Origin of the sequence: Aquimarina hainanensis (assembly GCF_042684685.1) — a bacterium.
In the GTDB taxonomy this organism is placed as follows: Bacteria; Bacteroidota; Bacteroidia; order Flavobacteriales; family Flavobacteriaceae; genus Aquimarina; species Aquimarina hainanensis.
The window spans coordinates 226,194-244,400 of sequence record NZ_JBHULX010000021.1 but is presented as its reverse complement, the minus strand read 5'-3'; the positions used below and the strand labels follow the sequence as shown (position 1 = coordinate 244,400).

Genomic DNA, 18,207 nt, shown 5'->3' with positions numbered 1-18,207 from the left:
AACAATAATAAAAAAAGACCTTAAAAATAGTATTTAAGGTCTTTTTTTGTAAAAAACTACTAGGGTTTATTTTTTGGTAAACGTATAATTAGCAGTTCCTGAAGCTTCTGTTGTTACACCAGCATTGTTTACGGTGTCCTTATAGTCTATCGTAAAGCTTAATTTGGTGGAAGTTAATTCAGTAATGGTTGTTGATTGTTTTTCATGAGAATTCGGGTCTTCTACTATTAATTTATTTCCTTGGATTTCCCATAAGCCAACAAGGTCAAAATTGACTCCAGTAACATCTGTCGTAGAAGTTTGTCCTTCAACAGTAGTAGTGGTTACAGCAGTGTATTTCCCGGTGCTGGCAGCTATTTTAGGAATCTTAGTGAAGATAACTTCTGTACTAAAATCTTTTCCTTCTGATGTGAAATCAGTAGTCAAAGTAGCTCCCTGAGCGGTGGTAATACTTTTTCCATTTGTAACACTAAAGGCGGTTAATCGCCATTTCCCGGTAAGTAAAGACTCGTTGTCTGTAGCATTGTCATCATCACTTGAACATGAAGTGAATGCTAGAAAAGGAATAATTAATAAAAAAAAGATCGTCTTTTTCATAATTAGAATTGATTTGTAGGTTTTAAAAGTTATGCTAAAATATGCTATTAAACGGAAGAACAGAATAAATGGATATTAATAATTAGTTAAAAAAAACTGAGGTAAAACCCGAAATATTAGGTGTTTATGGAGGTGTGTTGAGCTTTGTTTATAATGATTCTAATTTTACTGGGAATATGATAAAAATTGATAAAGAATGTGTTCTGTGTCAAATTAATGTATATATTTGCTGAATAATCTACTAATCCGATAGGGTAATAGAATTTTAAAAATGTTAGCAAGTCAAATGATATTAGATAAAGTAGCTGGAAGGAAAACATCGTATGAGTCAGATAAGGTTTCGGAGAAGCCAATACGAAGCATCGCTAAGGCAGTTAGCTGGCGAGTTGTAGGGACATTAGATACCTTGATTGTATCTTATCTTCTAACAGGAGAAATGATGTTGGCTACTTCTATAGCATCGATTGATTTTGTAACAAAAATGATTCTTTATTTCTTTCATGAAAGAATATGGAATCGTATAAAATGGGGAAAATAATTAAGTGTATCCCGAAAATGTCACATCTCAGAAAGTCTTTAGCATATTGAGAATAATCTGGGTCATAAGAGAAGAATAGTTTGTTAAGAGTGGAAAAAATTTGCTGTGTACTATGAAATTTACAGAAAAAGAAATTGAAGAATTAAATAAAGAGCTTAAGGATAAGACGCCTCAGGAAGTTGTTTCCTGGGCTTTGTCAAAGGCAAAAAAACCTGTTGTAACCACAAATTTTAGACCTTATGAAGCAGCCATTCTTAATGTGTGCGTACAGGAGAAAAAAGACATTCCGGTTATATGGTGTGACTCGGGGTATAATACACCAAATACATATAGACATGCAGAAAAAGTAATAGAGTTACTGCAGTTAAATGTACAGTTGTATGTGCCTAGACAGACGGCATCTCATAGAGATGTAGTAATGGGAATTCCCGATGTGGAAGATCCGATGCATAAGGTATTTACAGAACAAGTAAAGTTAGAGCCCTTTAGAAGAGCAATGGCAGATTTTACTCCAGATGTATGGTTTACGAATTTGAGAAAAGGACAGACAGCACTCAGAGATTCACTAGATATTCTGAGTTTAGGGAAAGACGGAGTCTTAAAAGTAAGCCCCTTTTATTACTATGATGATGAGAAGCTTGACGGATATTTATTAGACAATAAATTGCCGAATGAATTTAAGTATTTTGACCCTACAAAAGTAATAAGTAATAGAGAGTGCGGATTGCATACATTATAAGGGGAATTAGAAATAGATAAAAGATATTTTTAGAGTGATAAAAGCTCATTATAAAAACAAGAAATAAATAAATGGAAATAGTAGAAAAGAAAGACGAATACGGAGGAGAAATTTCTGATTTAGGAACTCAGGAAGGAGTAACAACTCTTAGTGTTAATCCTTTAGAGAGTGAAGCTATATACATATTCAGAGAAGTGGTGGCACAATTTGAAAAACCAGTACTACTATTCTCAGGGGGGAAAGATTCTATAACTCTAGTAAGATTAGCGCAGAAGGCATTTTACCCTGGAAAAATACCGTTCCCTTTATTACATATAGATACAGGGCATAACTTTCCTGAGACAATTGAATTTAGAGATCGTTTGGTAAAAGAATTGGGAGTAGAGTTAATTGTTCGTAATGTTCAGGACTCTATCGATCAGGGAAAAGTAGTAGAAGAAAAAGGGCGATATGCTAGTAGAAATAGTCTTCAGACTACAACATTATTAGATGCGTTGGAAGAATTTAAGTTTGATGCAGCCATAGGAGGAGCAAGAAGAGATGAAGAGAAGGCAAGAGCAAAAGAACGTATTTTTTCTGTGAGAGATGATTTCGGACAGTGGGATGAAAAGAACCAAAGACCAGAATTGTTTGACCATTTAAATGGGAAAATAGATTTAGGACAGAATGTTCGAGTATTTCCGATCAGTAACTGGACAGAGTTGGATGTTTGGAGTTATATAGAAAAAGAAGAAATAGAAATCCCATCTATTTATTTTGCTCATAAAAGAAAAACATTCATCAGAGATGGTATGATTTGGTCAGCAGAAGATGATGTGGTGTATAGAGACGAACACGAAGAAGTAGAAGAAAGAATGGTTCGATTCAGAACAGTAGGAGATATGTCCTGTACAGCAGCGGTGCTTTCAGATGCGATAACGATTGATAAAGTAGTAGCAGAAATCAGGGATTCGGAAATATCAGAAAGAGGAGCGAGAATCGATGATAAGAGATCTGAAGCAGCGATGGAAAAAAGAAAACAACAAGGATATTTTTAAGAGATATAAAAATAAACGTTGAAAATATAATGTTAGGACTTGCTTATAAAAGAAGGTCGATAGAATAAAAAGAATAGTGTCGAAAAGGTTGGTTTGTTAATGTAGAAAAAAAACAATCAACCATCAATCTAAAAAGATGGAAGTATTAAAAATAGCAACAGCAGGGAGCGTAGATGACGGAAAAAGTACGTTAATTGGTCGTATTTTATATGATACAAAATCCCTGACTACAGATAAATTAGAAGCTATTGAGGCAAAAAGTAAAGCAAATGGATTTGACTATTTGGATTTTTCTTTAGCAACAGATGGATTAGTAGCAGAGAGAGAACAGGGGATAACGATTGATGTAGCGCATATTTATTTTTCTACAAAACGAAAAAGTTACATCATTGCAGATACTCCAGGACATATAGAGTATACAAGAAATATGGTGACAGGAGCTTCTACTTCTCAGGCTTCTATCGTTTTGGTAGATGCTAGAAAAGGAGTAGTGGAGCAAACATACAGACATTTCTTTATCAATAATTTATTGAGAGTAAAGGATGTAGTAGTGGCTGTGAATAAGATGGATTTAGTAGATTTTTCTCAGGAGAAATACGAAGCTATAAAAGCAGATTTTGAGAAACTGATCCAAAAAAGTGATTATAAAGAACAGAATGTAACATTTATTCCTGTAAGTGCTTTAAAAGGAGACAATGTAGTGACGCCATCAGAAAATACCCCTTGGTATAAAGGGCAGACACTATTAGAGCATTTAGAAGAATTAGATGCACAGGATTTATTTGAAAAATCACAATTGAGATTTCCTGTTCAGACGGTAATTCGTCCTAAACAGGCAGAATTCCATGATTTTAGAGGATATGCAGGGAAATTGTATGGCGGTGACCTGGCAGTAGGTGATGAAATTACTGTATTGCCTTCATTGACAACTTCAAAAATAAAAGAAATTTACTTCTTTGATAAAAAGTTTGAAAAAGCAGGAAGAGGAAGTTCTTGTACAATCACCTTAGAAGATGATGTTAATATCAGTAGAGGAGATATGATTGTAAAAATATCCGAAAAACCAAAAGTAGAGAAACAACTTTCAGCAACATTATGCTGGATGGATAGTAAAAAACTGAACCCCGGAACTAATTATTTCTTACAAAGTGGAAGTAATAGAATCTTAGCAAAAGTTAAAAGCATTCAAGGAACTATTGCAACGGATTTTTCTGGAGAAGACGCTTCTAAAAATGAACTTCAATTAAACGAAATTGGAAAAGTTCAGATTCAATTAAGCAAGCCTTTGGCCTTTGATTCTTATACAAAAAATAAAGCATCTGGTTCATTTATCCTGATCGATTCTCAAACAAATAATACCTCTGCGGTAGGATTTGTAGAGTAGTTGATATCGAGTAGAATAGCACGTTTTTAAAAGCGATACAAAAAGTACACAAAAGTCATAACTATGCCCATTTTTGAAGGGTGTAAATATCAAAAAAAATGCAAAGTTTTAGAACCGAAATAGAAAACCCGATTGTAGAAAAAGATATCATTGAATTAGCCAATAAAATTCAATTATTCAAAGAAGGGAAAGTAGATGAGGAGAAGTTTCGTAGTCTTCGATTAGCACGAGGAGTATACGGACAGCGACAAGAGGGCGTGCAGATGATTCGCATCAAATTGCCTTATGGGAAGATGCTGAGTAATCAGTTACGACGTATCTGTGAGGTATCAGATGAGTATTCCAGAGGACGATTGCATATTACCACACGTCAGGATATTCAGATTCACTATGTAGATTTAAATAGAACTCCGGAACTTTGGGCAGAATTAGAAAAAGATGATGTAACCCTTAGGGAAGCCTGTGGAAATACGGTAAGAAACGTTACGGCATCAGAAACAGCAGGAGTTGATCCAAAAGAAGCTTTTGATGTTTCTCCATATGCAGATGCAATATTTCGTTTCTTCTTGAGGAATCCGGTTTGTCAGGAGATGGGAAGAAAATTTAAAGTTTCTTTTTCAGGATCAGATGAGGATACAGGACTTTCTTATATGCATGATTTAGGTTTTATCGCCAAGGTAAAAGACGGTGTTCGAGGTTTTAAAGTAATGTTAGCAGGAGGGTTGGGATCTCAGCCTAGACATGCAGATGTATTGTATGACTTTTTGGAAGCAGATAAAATTATTCCTTTGATGGAAGGAGTGTTGAGAATTTTTGATCGCCATGGAGAACGAAAAAGTAGAGCAAAAGCAAGATTGAAGTTTTTGGTAAAAGGAATAGGTCTGGAAGCGTTTAAGGAACTTTTAGAAGCAGAGCAAAAAGCAGTTTCTGTCGCGTCTGTTCCAATTGATTATGAAGCCTATCCGATTTCGGTTCCTGCAACGGTAGAAACACCTGAAGTCACTATAGAAGATAGTGAAGCATTTGAGTTGTGGAAATCAACGAATGTAATGGCTCAAAAACAAGAAGGGTATGTTGCAATCGGAATAAAAGTACTCTTAGGAGATTTTTATACAGACAAGGCAAGGTTACTTGCTGATCTGGTAGAGAAATACGGAGCTGGAGAATTGAGATTGTCGCTCCGTCAGAATATTTTGATTCCTTATGTTCGGGAAGATTTAGTACCTTTCTTTTATAATGAATTAAAAAAACTGGGCTTTGTAGCTCCAGGATATAATAAAGCGATTGATATTACTGCTTGTCCGGGAACAGATACATGTAATTTAGGGATTGCCAGTAGTACAGGGATTGCTAGAGAATTAGAGCGAGTAATCAAAGCAGAGTATCCACAATATCTAGAAAATCAGGATTTAGTGATTAAGATCAGTGGATGTATGAACGGATGTGGACAGCACAATATGGCTAATATCGGTTTTCAGGGGATGTCTATCCGAACTAAAGATAAACTGGTAGCTCCAGCTTTGCAAGTCCTGTTAGGAGGAGCAAATAGAGGAGATGGAAATGCTCGCTTCGCAGATAAAGTGGTGAAAATCCCTAGTAAAAGAGGACCGGAAGCATTACGTCGTATATTAAATGATTACGAATCCAATGCCAAAGACACTCCTTTTGTAGAGTATTATGAGGAAAAAGGAGAAAAATATTTTTATGAGTTGCTGACAGATTTATCAGAAATAGATAACCTTACTCAAGAAGATTTTATTGACTGGGGGAATGAAGAAAAATATGTCAAAGCGATTGGAGTAGGAGAGTGTGCCGGAGTTGTTATTGATTTGATCGCTACGCTATTTCTGGAAAGCGAAGAGAAGATAGAAAATGCAAAAGTATCTTTTGAAAATGAAATCTACTCTGATGCAGTGTATCATGCGTATAGCTCTTTAGTCAATACAGCAAAAGCATTGTTGTTGGCAGCGAAGAAGAAAACAAATAGCCATGCCAAAGTGATCAGTCAGTTTGATGATGAATTTGTTGCTACTGGGAAAATTAAGGTAGAAGAAGCATCTTTTGCCGAATTGGTGTATAAGTTGCAAAAAAATGCACCGACTCAGGATTTTGCAGTAGATTATATAAAAAGTGCAGAAAAGTTTTTGAAGCAAGTACAAGAATTCAGAGAAGCAGAAGTTGCTTCATGAAGCTGTAAAAAAAACTAAAAACAAAAGAAGGAGGGAACAGTGAAAAGGAATGTTGAATGTATAAAAGATAGAAAAACTATTTTTTCTGATGATATCGGAGATAAGGAGCGTGGAAGAAAAGTGATTTCTCCTTCAAGAAACACAAGTCCGAAATTAACTGTAGTAGGAGCAGGTCCTGGAGATGCAGATTTGATAACACTTAAGGCGATTAAAGCGTTGGTGTCGGCAGATGTAGTGTTATATGACTCATTGATAAATGAAGAATTACTGGAATATGCTTCTGATGCCGAAAAGATTTTTGTAGGAAAAAGAAAAGGCTGCTATGCATATCATCAAGATCAGATCAATGAATTAATTGTCAGTAGAGCAAAAGAAAAAGGACATGTAGTACGCTTAAAAGGAGGAGATCCGTTTATTTTTGGAAGAGGAGCAGAAGAAATCGACTATGTAAAACAGTTTGGTTTACAGACAGAAATGATCCCAGGAATATCGTCCTCATTAGCAGTGCCAGCTTATCAGGGAATCCCTTTGACTAGAAGAGGAGTTTCAGAAAGTTTTTGGGTAATAACAGGTACAACAAAGGCTCATAAATTATCAGAAGATGTTTATCTGGCGGCAAAGTCTAATGCGACGATTGTAATTTTGATGGGCATGGGTAAGTTGAATGAAATAGTTAGTATCTTTGCAGACGAAAATAGAGAAAGTACGCCTGTTGCGATCATTCAGAATGGAACAACTAAAGACGAAAAATTCGGTTTTGGAACCATTGATTCTATTCAAAAGGTCGTAGCTGAAAAAGGATTATCATCACCAGCAATTATTGTTATAGGAGAGGTGGTGAATAACAGAGTTGAGTTAGAGTCTATTTACCAAAGAGTAAATGAAGAAGTTGCGTCAGAATAAGTAATACCTGAGATCGTAATGGAAAGAAATAACTTATATCCTGTTTTTTTGAAACTAAAAAACCTTAAAGTACTGATTGTAGGAGGAGGAAATGTAGCAGAAGAAAAGCTTACTTTTTTGTTAAAATCAAGTCCTGATGCAAATATTACAATTGTAGCACCGGAATTTGGTCAGGGAACAAAGAAACTAGCAAGTGATTTTGGAGTGAAAATGATCACAAAAAAATATAAAAAAAAGTTTCTGAAAGGTAAGCATATAGCAATTGCAACCACAGATGTGCCAGCGGTGAATATAAAAGTATTCGAGGATTGTCAAAAAAAGAATATTCTTGTTAATGTAGCCGATAACCCACCTTATTGTGATTTTTATATGGGGGGAGTTGTGACAAAAGGGAATGTGAAAATAGCAATTTCTACAAACGGAAAATCTCCGACTACAGCAAAGAGACTACGTCAGTTTTTTGAAGAAGTAATTCCAGAAAATATTGATGATCTAGTAAAGAATTTAAACGAGTATAGAAAAACTATAAAAGGTGATTTTGGAGAAAAAGTGGAACGATTGAACGAATTCACCAAAGAATTAATAGCTAAAAAAGTTGAGAAATGATTAAGACAGATATTTTAATTATTGGAGCAGGTCCAACAGGATTGTTTACAGTATTTGAAGCAGGATTGTTGAAGTTGAAATGTCATCTTATAGATGCATTGCCACAACCTGGAGGACAATGTGCAGAGATTTATCCTAAAAAACCTATTTATGATATACCAGGATTTCCTGAAGTATTGGCAGGAGACCTAGTAGATAACCTAATGGAGCAGATTAAATCATTCGAACCTGGATTTACGTTAGGAGAAAGAGCAGATACAATAGAAAAACAAGAGGATGGAACGTTTATTGTTACCACAAATAGGGGAACAAAACACCATGCGCCAGTAGTGGCTATTGCAGGAGGTTTAGGATCTTTTGAACCAAGGAAACCACCAATTGCTAATATTGCAGATTTTGAAGATAAAGGAGTTGCTTACATCATTAGAGATCCTGAAGTATACAGAGATCAACGTGTAGTTATAGCAGGAGGAGGAGATTCTGCATTAGACTGGACAATCTTCCTGGCAGATGTAGCAAGTGAAGTAACTCTGGTTCATAGAAGAAACGAATTTAGAGGAGCCTTAGATTCTGTAGAAAAGGTTGCGGAATTAAAGAAGTTAGGCAAGGTAAACTTAATTACCGAAGCAGAAGTAGTAGGACTTCACGGAGAAGAACATATTACAGGAGTTACGGTAAAGCACAAAACAGAAGGAGAGTTTGTGAAAGATACAGACCACTTTATTCCGTTATTCGGACTATCTCCTAAATTAGGACCAATAGCGAATTGGGGATTAGAGATAGAGAAAAATGCAATCAAAGTGGATAATACATTAGATTATCAAACGAATATCCCAGGAATTTATGCTATCGGAGATGTGAATACATACCCAGGAAAGCTAAAATTGATTCTGTGTGGATTCCATGAAGCAACTCTAATGTGTCAAAGTGCTTACCAGAGAATTCACCCAGACAAAAAATATGTGATGAAGTATACGACAGTAAGTGGTATTGATGGATTCGATGGGAGTAGAAAAGAAGCTAAAAAAGCAGTTGTAAAATCAATAACGTAAAAAGAATAATAGAAACAATAGTTTCTATATTTTGACCAAACTAATTATTAATTCAATAATAGTAAGATTACTTTGCTAAAGTAAATCTTGGGAGAAAATATGTCAGACGTAACAATAAAAATAAAAGACAGAGAAGGAGTGGTTCATGAAGTACAAGCGCCAACAGATATGGCAATGAACCTGATGGAAGTATGCAAAGCATATGAATTGCCGGTAGAAGGAACATGTGGAGGGATGGCAATGTGTGCGTCTTGTCAATGTTATGTACTGTCTGATCATGAATTGCCAGAGATGGGAGACGATGAAGATATGATGTTAGCAGAAGCATTTCATGTAGAAGATAATAGTAGATTAGGATGTCAAATACCTATTACAGAAGCCTTAGATGGTTTAGAGATAGAATTGGCACCAGAATAATATTTTTTTAGAAAAGGTCATGGTATATGCTGTGACCTTTTTCAAAAAAATAAACTTGCAAAACAAAAGGAGATGCCTTTTCTTTGCATCAGATTTTTTAATACGCACTAATTGTCGTAAAAAAATAGTTCTTACACGTATTTAATGTTATCAAGAAAGGTGGAGGGAATAGACCCTGTGAAACCTTAGCAACCCTTTATCTGGTAAAGAAGGTGCTACATTCTATTCGCGCAGCGAAATAGATAACAATTCTATAAGCAGTTGTACTGTCCTCACTAATTTTCTTGATACCTTATAAATTCGCTAAAACAAATGCAATCATTGTTTTTAGTAAGAGTATTTATATTTTTTTATCACAGGACTCTTTTTCATTATTTAGAAAAGAGTGTGATACTAATTCGGCTTGCGTGTTATAATGCTAAAGAATACAGTTATCGATGAAAGATATACATAAGATTATAAAGGAACGCATTCTGATTTTAGATGGCGCTATGGGGACAATGTTGCAGCGCTATAAATTTACAGAAGAAGATTTTCGGGGAGAGAGATTCAAAGAGTGGCCGGTTCCTCTTCAGGGGAATAATGACTTATTGAGTATAACTCAGCCTGATGCCATTAAAGAAGTGCATAGACTGTATTTTCAGGCAGGAGCAGATATCGTAGAAACCAATACATTTTCAGGAACGACCATTGCGATGGCAGATTATGAAATGGAAGAGCTGGTATATGAGCTAAACTATGAATCGGCAAAAATAGCCAGAGAAGTAGCAGATGTATTTACAGAAAAAGAACCGCATAAACCTAGGTTTGTAGCAGGATCGATCGGACCTACTAATAGAACAGCCAGTATGTCTCCGGATGTGAATGATCCAGGGTATAGAGCAGTAACTTTTGATGAGTTGAGAATTGCTTATAAGCAACAAGTAGAAGCACTACTGGATGGAGGAGCAGATATACTGTTGGTAGAAACTATATTTGATACATTAAATGCAAAAGCGGCACTATTTGCTATAGAAGAAGTAAAAGAAGAAAGAGAGATTGAAGTGCCAATCATGATTAGTGGCACCATAACAGATGCTAGTGGACGAACCTTATCAGGGCAAACAGCAGAAGCATTTCTCATTTCTGTTTCGCATATCCCCATGTTATCAATAGGGTTTAATTGTGCATTGGGAGCTGATCAGTTAACACCTCATTTAGAAGTACTGTCGCAAAAATCTGAATTTGCTACTTCTGCACACCCAAATGCAGGATTACCAAATGCCTTTGGAGAATATGATGAAACTCCAGAACAGATGGCAGATCAGATTAAAGAATATTTAGATAAAAACTTGATTAATATTGTCGGAGGGTGTTGTGGAACAACTCCGGAACATATTAAAGCAATAGCTGATTTAACTAAAGATTATAAACCTAGACAGTTGTAGGGGAATTGTTCTTCATATGAGAAGAATATAAAAATAAATTATCATGGTTGTTAATACGAAGAGATTATGACAAAAAATAAGTCAGGGCAATCCATAGAAAAAAAATATCTGAAACTATCAGGTTTAGAACCGTTGGTTGTTACTCCTGATACTAACTTTATTAATGTAGGAGAGCGAACAAATGTAGCTGGTTCTCGAAAATTTCTTCGCCTGATTAAAGAAGAAAAATTTGATGAAGCATTAGCCATTGCCAGGCATCAGGTAGAAGGAGGGGCACAGGTTATTGATATTAATATGGATGATGGGTTGATTGATGGGAAAGAAGCAATGGTTCGATTTCTAAACCTGATAGTTTCAGAACCAGATATTGCCAGAGTGCCTATTATGATTGATAGCTCCAAATGGGATATTATTGAAGCTGGGCTTCAGGTTGTACAGGGGAAATGTGTGGTTAACTCAATTAGCTTGAAAGAAGGAGAGGAAGAGTTTATAAAACACGCTAAGCTGATAAAAATGTACGGAGCAGCTGTTATTGTAATGGCGTTTGATGAAGTGGGACAGGCAGATAACTATGAACGCCGTATAGAAATATCCAAAAGATCTTATGATGTTCTGGTTGATCAGGTAGGGTTTCCGCCAGAAGATATCATTTTTGATTTGAATATCTTCCCGGTGGCAACAGGAATGGAAGAACATAGAAAAAATGCAATTGATTTTATAGAAGCGACCAGGTGGGTTAGAGAGAACCTGCCACATTGTAGTGTAAGTGGAGGAGTGAGTAATGTCTCTTTTTCATTTAGAGGGAATAATGTGGTAAGAGAGGCGATGCATTCAGTCTTTTTGTATCATGCTATTGAAGCAGGGATGAATATGGGGATTGTAAACCCCGCCATGTTAGAGGTGTATGATGATATCCCAAAAGATCTTCTGGAATATGTCGAAGATGTGATTTTGGATCGAAGAGAAGATGCTACAGAGCGATTGTTGGATTTTGCAGAGACCGTTAAAGGAGTTAAGAAAGAAAAAACGGTAGATCTATCATGGAGAGAAGAGAGTTTGCAAGACCGGATAACAAGAGCATTGGTCAAAGGGATAGATGAGTATGTAGAAGAAGATGTAGAAGAAGCGAGACAAAGCTTAAGTAAACCTATCGAGGTGATAGAAGGTCCTTTGATGACAGGGATGAACGTGGTAGGAGACCTCTTTGGTTCGGGAAAAATGTTCCTGCCTCAAGTGGTTAAATCTGCTAGGGTGATGAAAAAGGCAGTAGCGTATTTATTGCCGTTTATAGAGGAAGAGAAAAAGAAAAATGCAACAGGAGATGTAGGAGGAAGTGATAGTGCCGGAAAAGTTTTGATGGCCACTGTTAAAGGAGATGTGCATGATATAGGTAAAAATATCGTCTCTGTGGTATTAGGGTGTAACAACTACGAAATAGTAGACCTAGGAGTGATGGTGCCTCCTGAAAAAATTATTCAGACAGCCATCGATGAGCAAGTGGATATTATCGGGCTAAGTGGTTTGATTACTCCTTCATTGGATGAGATGGTATATCTGGCTAAGGAAATGGAACGAAAAAACTTTAAAATCCCATTGCTGATTGGAGGAGCTACCACATCAAAGGCGCATACGGCAGTTAAGATAGATCCACAGTATAAAAATGCAGTAGTCCATGTTAATGATGCTTCTAGGGCAGTAACTGTAGTAGGAGACCTGTTGAATAAAAGGAGTAATCAGAAATATGTCGGAGATATAAAAGAGGATTATGAAAAGTTTAGAGAAGGCTTCCTAAAACGAACAAAAAGAAAAGAATACCTAAGCATTCAGGAAGCGAGAGAGAATAAATACAAAGTCGATTGGGATACCACAACGATTAAGAAACCTAATAAATTAGGAATTCATGTGATAGAGAATTTCGATATAACGACTTTGGAACCTTATATAGATTGGAGTCCTTTCTTTAGGTCATGGGACTTACATGGGAAATATCCAAAAATACTAGAAGATAAGGTGGTTGGAGAGCAGGCAACGGTTTTGTTTAAAGACGCCCAGGAACTATTAAAAAGAGTCTTTGATGAAAAATTGCTTTCGGCAAAAGCAATTTATGGATTGTTTGAAGCAAATACCATAAATGATGATGATATTCAGGTGTATGCTGATGGAGCACCAGCTGTGATTTTTAGAACCCTGAGGCAACAATTAAAAAAATATAAAGGAAAACCAAATCTGGCATTGGCAGATTTTATAGCTCCGGCGGATAGAGAAAAGAAAGATTATATCGGTTGTTTCTGTGTGTCCACAGGGTTTGGAACCCAGGAGTTAGCCACAGCTTTTGAAAAAGAGCACGACGATTATAATTCAATTATGATTAAAGCATTAGCAGACCGTCTGGCAGAAGCCTTTGCAGAATACTTACATGAGAAAGTAAGGAAAGAAGACTGGGGGTACGCTGTTGATGAACAGTTGTCTAATGATGAATTGATTAAAGAAACTTATATCGGGATTCGTCCAGCGCCCGGCTATCCTGCTTGCCCTGATCATTTAGAGAAGTTAACAATCTGGGAATTGTTGAAAGTAAAAGAAGAAATAGGAGTAGCGTTGACAGAGAGTATTGCCATGTGGCCAGCAGCATCAGTATCTGGATATTACTTTGGTAATAAAGAAGCATCTTATTTTGGATTAGGAAAGATAAGAGAAGACCAGTTAAAGGATTTTGCAGAAAGAAAAAATGTAGATATAGCATATGCTAGAAAATGGTTGAATCCAAACCTGTTAGAAGAGTAATTGACAGAAAGACCATAAGTAGCAATAACATAATTAACCAAGCAGCGAGAATGAAAGTAACAGAACATATAAAAAAAGCCAAAGGAAAAACATTGTTTTCCTTTGAGTTAATACCACCACAAAAAGGAAAAAGCATACAGGAACTATATAATAATATAGACCCGTTAATGGAGTTTAATCCACCATTTATAGATGTAACAACTTCTAGAGAGGAATTTATTTATATCGACAGGGATGGGTTGCTGGATAAGAAATTAACACGAATGAGACCGGGAACTGTAGGGATTTGCGCTTCTATAAAACATAAGTATAATGTAGATACAATACCTCATGTACTTTGCGGAGGATTTACTAAAGAAGAAACAGAGTATTTATTAGTAGATTGTCATTATCTGGGGATTGATAATGTTATGGCATTAAGAGGAGATGCTATGAAAGAAGAAAAGTACTTTGTCCCTACCAGAGGAGGGCATACATATGCAAATGAATTGGTAAAGCAAATTACCAATATGAATAAAGGAAAGTTTTTACATGAAGTTATAGAATCAGACAATAAGTCAGATTTTTGTATTGGGGTAGCTGGTTATCCCGAAAAACATATGGAAGCTCCTTCTCTCGATGCAGACTTAAGAAGATTAAAAGAAAAAGTTGATGCAGGAGCAGACTATATTGTGACTCAGATGTTTTTTGATAATAAAAGATATTTCTCTTTTGTAGAAAAAGCAAGAGAGCATGGGATTGAAGTACCGATCATACCAGGAATAAAGCCTGTGGCGGTACAGCGACATTTACAGTTACTACCTCAGGTTTTTAAACTAGATATGCCAGATGAATTAGTAAGAGCAGTAGAGGGATGTAAGACCAGAGAACAGGTGCGACAGGTGGGAGTAGAATTCGCTATTCAACAGTCTAAGGAACTATTAGATTATGGAGTACCGGTTTTACATTATTATTCTATGGGGAAATCTGATAATATTAAACAGATAGCCGAAGCGATTTTTTAAATATATGTTAGGATATTGTCCATATAGAGATAATTAGTACTTTTGACCGGATATCAAAAGAAAGAAATGTAGTCATCTTTAGGTAGATTGATTACATTTTTTGTTTGAATAAAAAGAGGTTACAAATTAAGATTTGAAATGTGAAAAAAGTTTTCTTTGGAGGATTTTTGATGTTAAGCTTTTTGTTAAAAGCTCAGGAGAGTGAAGTAACGAATGCTCGTAAGTATACAGTTGGGATTACTGCTTTTAGTGGCACCGTGTTGAAGCATAACCCTACAATATCTCACCTGATTACTGGACACCCATCGGGGATTTTATTGTCAGTTGATAGGAAAACATTTGGAGATCGGGAATGGCAACGTTTATATAACTACCCGGATTATGGTGTTTCATTTATTTACCAAAATATGGATAATACATATTTGGGAGAAAATTATGGGCTTTACGCACATTATAATTTCTATTTTCTAAAGCGAACTTTGATGTTTCGAATTGCGCAAGGGATAGCTTATACGACCAATCCTTATGATATAGATGATAATTATAGAAATATAGCATATGGATCGCATATAATGAGTTCTACATATGCATTGCTACACTATAAAAAAGAAAATATTGTAAAAGGAGTGGGGGTTGAAGCTGGTATTGGAGTGGTGCATTACTCCAATGCTAATTTTAAAGCACCTAATACCAGTACCAATACATTCCTGTTTACTGTAGGAGTTAATTATGCCGTAGATAATGAGGAATATACATTTGTAGAAAAGGAAAATGATTTGCTAAAAGGAAAAGAACCTGTGGGAGTAGGTTTTTTCTTTAGAGGAGGAGTCAATGAAAATGATGTAGTAGGATCAGGACAATATCCGTTTTATACCATAGGAGGATTTGTTGATAAACGATTAAATAAAAAAAGTGCAATTCAATTGGGAACAGAGTTGTTTTTTTCCAAAGCATTAGAACGTTATATAGATTTTAGGGCAGTAGGAGGATTTAATAATGAAACAACAGGAGACGAAGATGCTAAAAGAGTTGGGGTTTTTGCAGGGCACGAACTGCGCATTAATAGATTGTCATTGCTTACTCAATTAGGATACTATGTGTATTATCCATATGATTTTGAAGGAGAACTGTACAATAGGTTAGGACTGCAATTTTATATAACAAATAAAATAATCAGTTCTGTCACGGTACGCTCTCATGCAGCGAAGGCCGAAGCGGTAGAGTTCACGATTGGGTATCGTTTATAATTAGAGAATAAGAAGAAATGAAAAATATAAGCTGGTTGTTCGTTATAGTACTTTTTTGTGCATGTGATTCGGAAAATGCTCCGGATTGTTTTCAAAAAGGAGGAGACACCATAAGAAAAGAATTTGAGGTATCCGGGTTTTCCAGAATTTTAGTGAATCCAAATATAGAAATGATTATTAAGCAAGGAAATGAGTTTTCTGTGTATGTCGAAACAGGAGAAAACCTACTGGAAGAGGTAAGTGCAGTGGTAGAAAACGAGCGTCTTATTCTCAATAATACGAATGATTGTAATTTAGTGAGAAGTTTTAAGCAAACAACTTTTTATGTGACGGCTCCTGATATAACGGAAATACGGAGTGCAACACAATTTGATATTGCCTCAGAAGGAGTGTTGAGCTTCCCATCTTTAGGGATTCTTTCGGAAGATTTTGGAGAAGATACAGGAAGTACAAATGGAACATTTCACCTGACAATAGATAATAATAGGGTAAGTGTGGTAGGAAATAACGTGGCTTCTTTCTTCCTGGAAGGAAAAACGAAGGCTTTATCCATAAATATTGCTTCGGGAACAGGAAGGTTTGAGGGGGAACGATTCATTGCAGATGATGTATCTGTTTTTCACAGAGGAGCTAATAAAGTAATTGTTCATCCGGTGAATAAGCTGAGTGGAGAAATAAGAAGTACAGGAGATCTTATTGCTGTAAACAGACCGGATGAGGTAGCTGTAGAAGTTTTCTTTACAGGAAAACTACTCTTTCAATAGCGGTTATTCAGAAGTTAATTCCCGGAATAAGCTTTCCAGGCTTTTGTTTTGTTTTCTTAGCTGTAAAATCTTTAGCTCATTTTCGTTGGCAAAATCAAAAACCGCAGTACGCATATCAGTAGTAGTGTCAAAAGTTAGCTCATAAACAAGTCCATACGTATTTGTGACTGTCTTGATATTAGGAATTCTTTTTAGAAAAGCATCTTCTATTCTGTAATCAAATTCTACTTCAATAATCTGAGAAGAAGCATCTGTCAGATCTTTTAAGTAAGAGTCATTGACAATTTTTCCTTTTTTGATAATGATAACTCTGTCGCACATAGCTTCAACTTCCTGCATGATATGTGTAGAAAGTAAGATCGTTTTTGTTTGTCCGATCGCGCGGATAAGTTCCCTGATTTCGACCAGTTGGTTAGGATCAAGACCTGTGGTAGGTTCATCGAGTATTAATACTTTTGGGTCGTGTAGAAGAGCTGCGGCGAGCCCGATTCTCTGTCTGTATCCTTTTGATAACTGATTGATTTTTTTATGGGCTTCAGTTGTTAAACCGGTTAGGGAAATTACTTCCTCAATTCGCGAAGAAGAAATTTGGTGTAGTTGTGCTTTGAAAAGCAGGTATTCCCTAACATACATTTCTGTATAGAGGGGGTTGTGTTCTGGGAGGTAACCGATACTTTTTTGAACCAAAAGAGCTTCGGTAACCGTGTCATGACCATTGACAATCGCTGTTCCCTCTGAAGCATTCAGATATGTAGTCAATATTTTCATCATTGTCGATTTTCCAGCTCCGTTAGGACCTAAAAAACCAACAATCTCACCTTCTTTGATAGAAAAAGAAATAGTATCTAATGCTTTTTGAGATTGGTAATGTTTGGAAATATTGGATACGGAAATAGACATGAGATAATATTTTTTTCAAAAATAGGAAAATAGATACTGAAGAAGGCTACTCTTTTTTTGAATTCAAAAGAAAGTACATTTATTTGTATCTGATTTCTTGATGTACTAACGAAAGGAATGAGGGATTATGATAGATTATCCGATAAAAAATTCAGAAGTATGTTTGATCTCTTTTAAAACAAAAGTACTGTTTAGTACACCAATGTTTTCAATCTTAGATAGTTTGTACTTGACAAAATCATGATATTCCTCAAGGCTTTTTACGTTTATTTTTAAAACAAAGTCAATCTGTCCTGCCATATGGTAACATTCCTGTACTTCTTCCAGGCTTTGAATTTGTTCTTCGAATTTTTCTATAAAAGCCTCATCGTGATATCGCATTGATACCTGACATATAGTTGTAATAGAACGATTGATAAGATCCTTGTCCAGAATGGCAACATATTTCTTAATGTACCCCTGTTTTTCCAGCCGACGGATTCTTTCATAGACAGGAGATGGAGTAATGTTGAGGATTTCTGCTATTTCTTTAGCAGTTTTTTTAGCATCTTTTTGCAAAATCCTCAAAATTGTTAGGTCGGTTTGGTCTAAATATTCCATTATGTTTAAAAAGTTACTT

17 protein-coding genes and 1 riboswitch are annotated in these 18,207 nt (G+C 35.8%); of the genes, 14 read left to right on the top strand and 3 right to left on the bottom strand.

Annotated features, from left to right (window positions below; genetic code table 11):
* Positions 1 to 66: 66 nt before the first annotated feature.
* On the bottom strand, positions 67 to 597 hold the full coding sequence (locus ACFSTE_RS11810; protein WP_176028785.1) for a hypothetical protein: 531 nt from the start codon (positions 595 to 597) through the stop codon (positions 67 to 69).
* 271 nt (positions 598 to 868) lie between these two features.
* On the opposite strand from ACFSTE_RS11810, the gene ACFSTE_RS11805 reads away from it, so the two are divergent.
* The 14 genes from ACFSTE_RS11805 to ACFSTE_RS11740 all read left to right on the top strand — a co-directional run bounded on the left by ACFSTE_RS11805 (position 869) and on the right by ACFSTE_RS11740 (position 16,688).
* Positions 869 to 1,135: a DUF2061 domain-containing protein gene (locus tag ACFSTE_RS11805; protein ID WP_176028786.1), complete on the top strand. Its 267-nt coding sequence runs from the start codon at positions 869 to 871 to the stop codon at positions 1,133 to 1,135.
* Between the two features lie 112 nt (positions 1,136 to 1,247).
* Positions 1,248 to 1,874, top strand: a complete 627-nt coding sequence (locus tag ACFSTE_RS11800) for a phosphoadenosine phosphosulfate reductase domain-containing protein (RefSeq protein WP_378257050.1) — start codon at positions 1,248 to 1,250, stop codon at positions 1,872 to 1,874.
* Positions 1,875 to 1,945: 71 nt separating this feature from the next.
* Positions 1,946 to 2,911 (top strand): sulfate adenylyltransferase subunit CysD, encoded by a 966-nt coding sequence (cysD, locus tag ACFSTE_RS11795; protein WP_378257048.1) that lies wholly within the window; start codon positions 1,946 to 1,948, stop codon positions 2,909 to 2,911.
* Between the two features lie 136 nt (positions 2,912 to 3,047).
* Positions 3,048 to 4,295, top strand: coding sequence for a sulfate adenylyltransferase subunit 1 (locus tag ACFSTE_RS11790; RefSeq protein WP_176028788.1), 1,248 nt, complete (start codon positions 3,048 to 3,050; stop codon positions 4,293 to 4,295).
* A gap of 98 nt (positions 4,296 to 4,393) precedes the next feature.
* The gene (locus ACFSTE_RS11785) at positions 4,394 to 6,484 is read left to right on the top strand and encodes a HEPN domain-containing protein (protein ID WP_378257046.1); all 2,091 of its coding nucleotides are present in this window, start codon (positions 4,394 to 4,396) and stop codon (positions 6,482 to 6,484) included.
* A 123-nt stretch (positions 6,485 to 6,607) separates the two neighbouring features.
* On the top strand, positions 6,608 to 7,387 hold the full coding sequence (gene cobA / locus ACFSTE_RS11780) for a uroporphyrinogen-III C-methyltransferase (RefSeq protein WP_176031080.1): 780 nt from the start codon (positions 6,608 to 6,610) through the stop codon (positions 7,385 to 7,387).
* A gap of 18 nt (positions 7,388 to 7,405) precedes the next feature.
* Positions 7,406 to 7,993, top strand: coding sequence for a precorrin-2 dehydrogenase/sirohydrochlorin ferrochelatase family protein (locus ACFSTE_RS11775; protein WP_176028790.1), 588 nt, complete (start codon positions 7,406 to 7,408; stop codon positions 7,991 to 7,993).
* Entirely contained in the window at positions 7,990 to 9,045 is a 1,056-nt protein-coding gene (locus ACFSTE_RS11770) for an NAD(P)/FAD-dependent oxidoreductase (protein WP_176028791.1), read from the top strand. Before ACFSTE_RS11775 ends, ACFSTE_RS11770 begins: the two co-directional genes overlap by 4 nt.
* Before the next feature lie 99 nt (positions 9,046 to 9,144).
* Positions 9,145 to 9,462, top strand: coding sequence for a 2Fe-2S iron-sulfur cluster-binding protein (locus ACFSTE_RS11765; protein ID WP_176028792.1), 318 nt, complete (start codon positions 9,145 to 9,147; stop codon positions 9,460 to 9,462).
* Positions 9,463 to 9,606: 144 nt separating this feature from the next.
* Positions 9,607 to 9,711: riboswitch (SAM riboswitch) on the top strand.
* A gap of 188 nt (positions 9,712 to 9,899) precedes the next feature.
* On the top strand, positions 9,900 to 10,889 hold the full coding sequence (locus ACFSTE_RS11760) for a homocysteine S-methyltransferase family protein (protein ID WP_378257043.1): 990 nt from the start codon (positions 9,900 to 9,902) through the stop codon (positions 10,887 to 10,889).
* A gap of 66 nt (positions 10,890 to 10,955) precedes the next feature.
* Positions 10,956 to 13,673, top strand: a complete 2,718-nt coding sequence (gene metH / locus ACFSTE_RS11755; RefSeq protein WP_378257041.1) for a methionine synthase — start codon at positions 10,956 to 10,958, stop codon at positions 13,671 to 13,673.
* Between the two features lie 50 nt (positions 13,674 to 13,723).
* A complete protein-coding gene (metF, locus tag ACFSTE_RS11750) occupies positions 13,724 to 14,677 on the top strand; it encodes a methylenetetrahydrofolate reductase [NAD(P)H] (protein WP_176028795.1) in 954 nt (317 codons plus the stop codon).
* A 140-nt stretch (positions 14,678 to 14,817) separates the two neighbouring features.
* Positions 14,818 to 15,924 carry an acyloxyacyl hydrolase gene (locus tag ACFSTE_RS11745; protein WP_378257039.1) on the top strand — a complete coding sequence of 369 codons (1,107 nt, stop codon included), beginning with the start codon at positions 14,818 to 14,820 and terminating at the stop codon, positions 15,922 to 15,924.
* Between the two features lie 17 nt (positions 15,925 to 15,941).
* Positions 15,942 to 16,688 (top strand): head GIN domain-containing protein, encoded by a 747-nt coding sequence (locus ACFSTE_RS11740; RefSeq protein WP_378257037.1) that lies wholly within the window; start codon positions 15,942 to 15,944, stop codon positions 16,686 to 16,688.
* A 3-nt stretch (positions 16,689 to 16,691) separates the two neighbouring features.
* Here ACFSTE_RS11740 and gldA read toward each other — a convergent pair whose 3' ends face one another.
* On the bottom strand, positions 16,692 to 17,588 hold the full coding sequence (gldA, locus tag ACFSTE_RS11735) for a gliding motility-associated ABC transporter ATP-binding subunit GldA (protein WP_378257035.1): 897 nt from the start codon (positions 17,586 to 17,588) through the stop codon (positions 16,692 to 16,694).
* Positions 17,589 to 17,723: 135 nt separating this feature from the next.
* Complete coding sequence (locus ACFSTE_RS11730; RefSeq protein ID WP_176028798.1) at positions 17,724 to 18,188, bottom strand: Lrp/AsnC family transcriptional regulator; 465 nt, start codon at positions 18,186 to 18,188, stop codon at positions 17,724 to 17,726.
* Positions 18,189 to 18,207 lie beyond the last annotated feature (19 nt).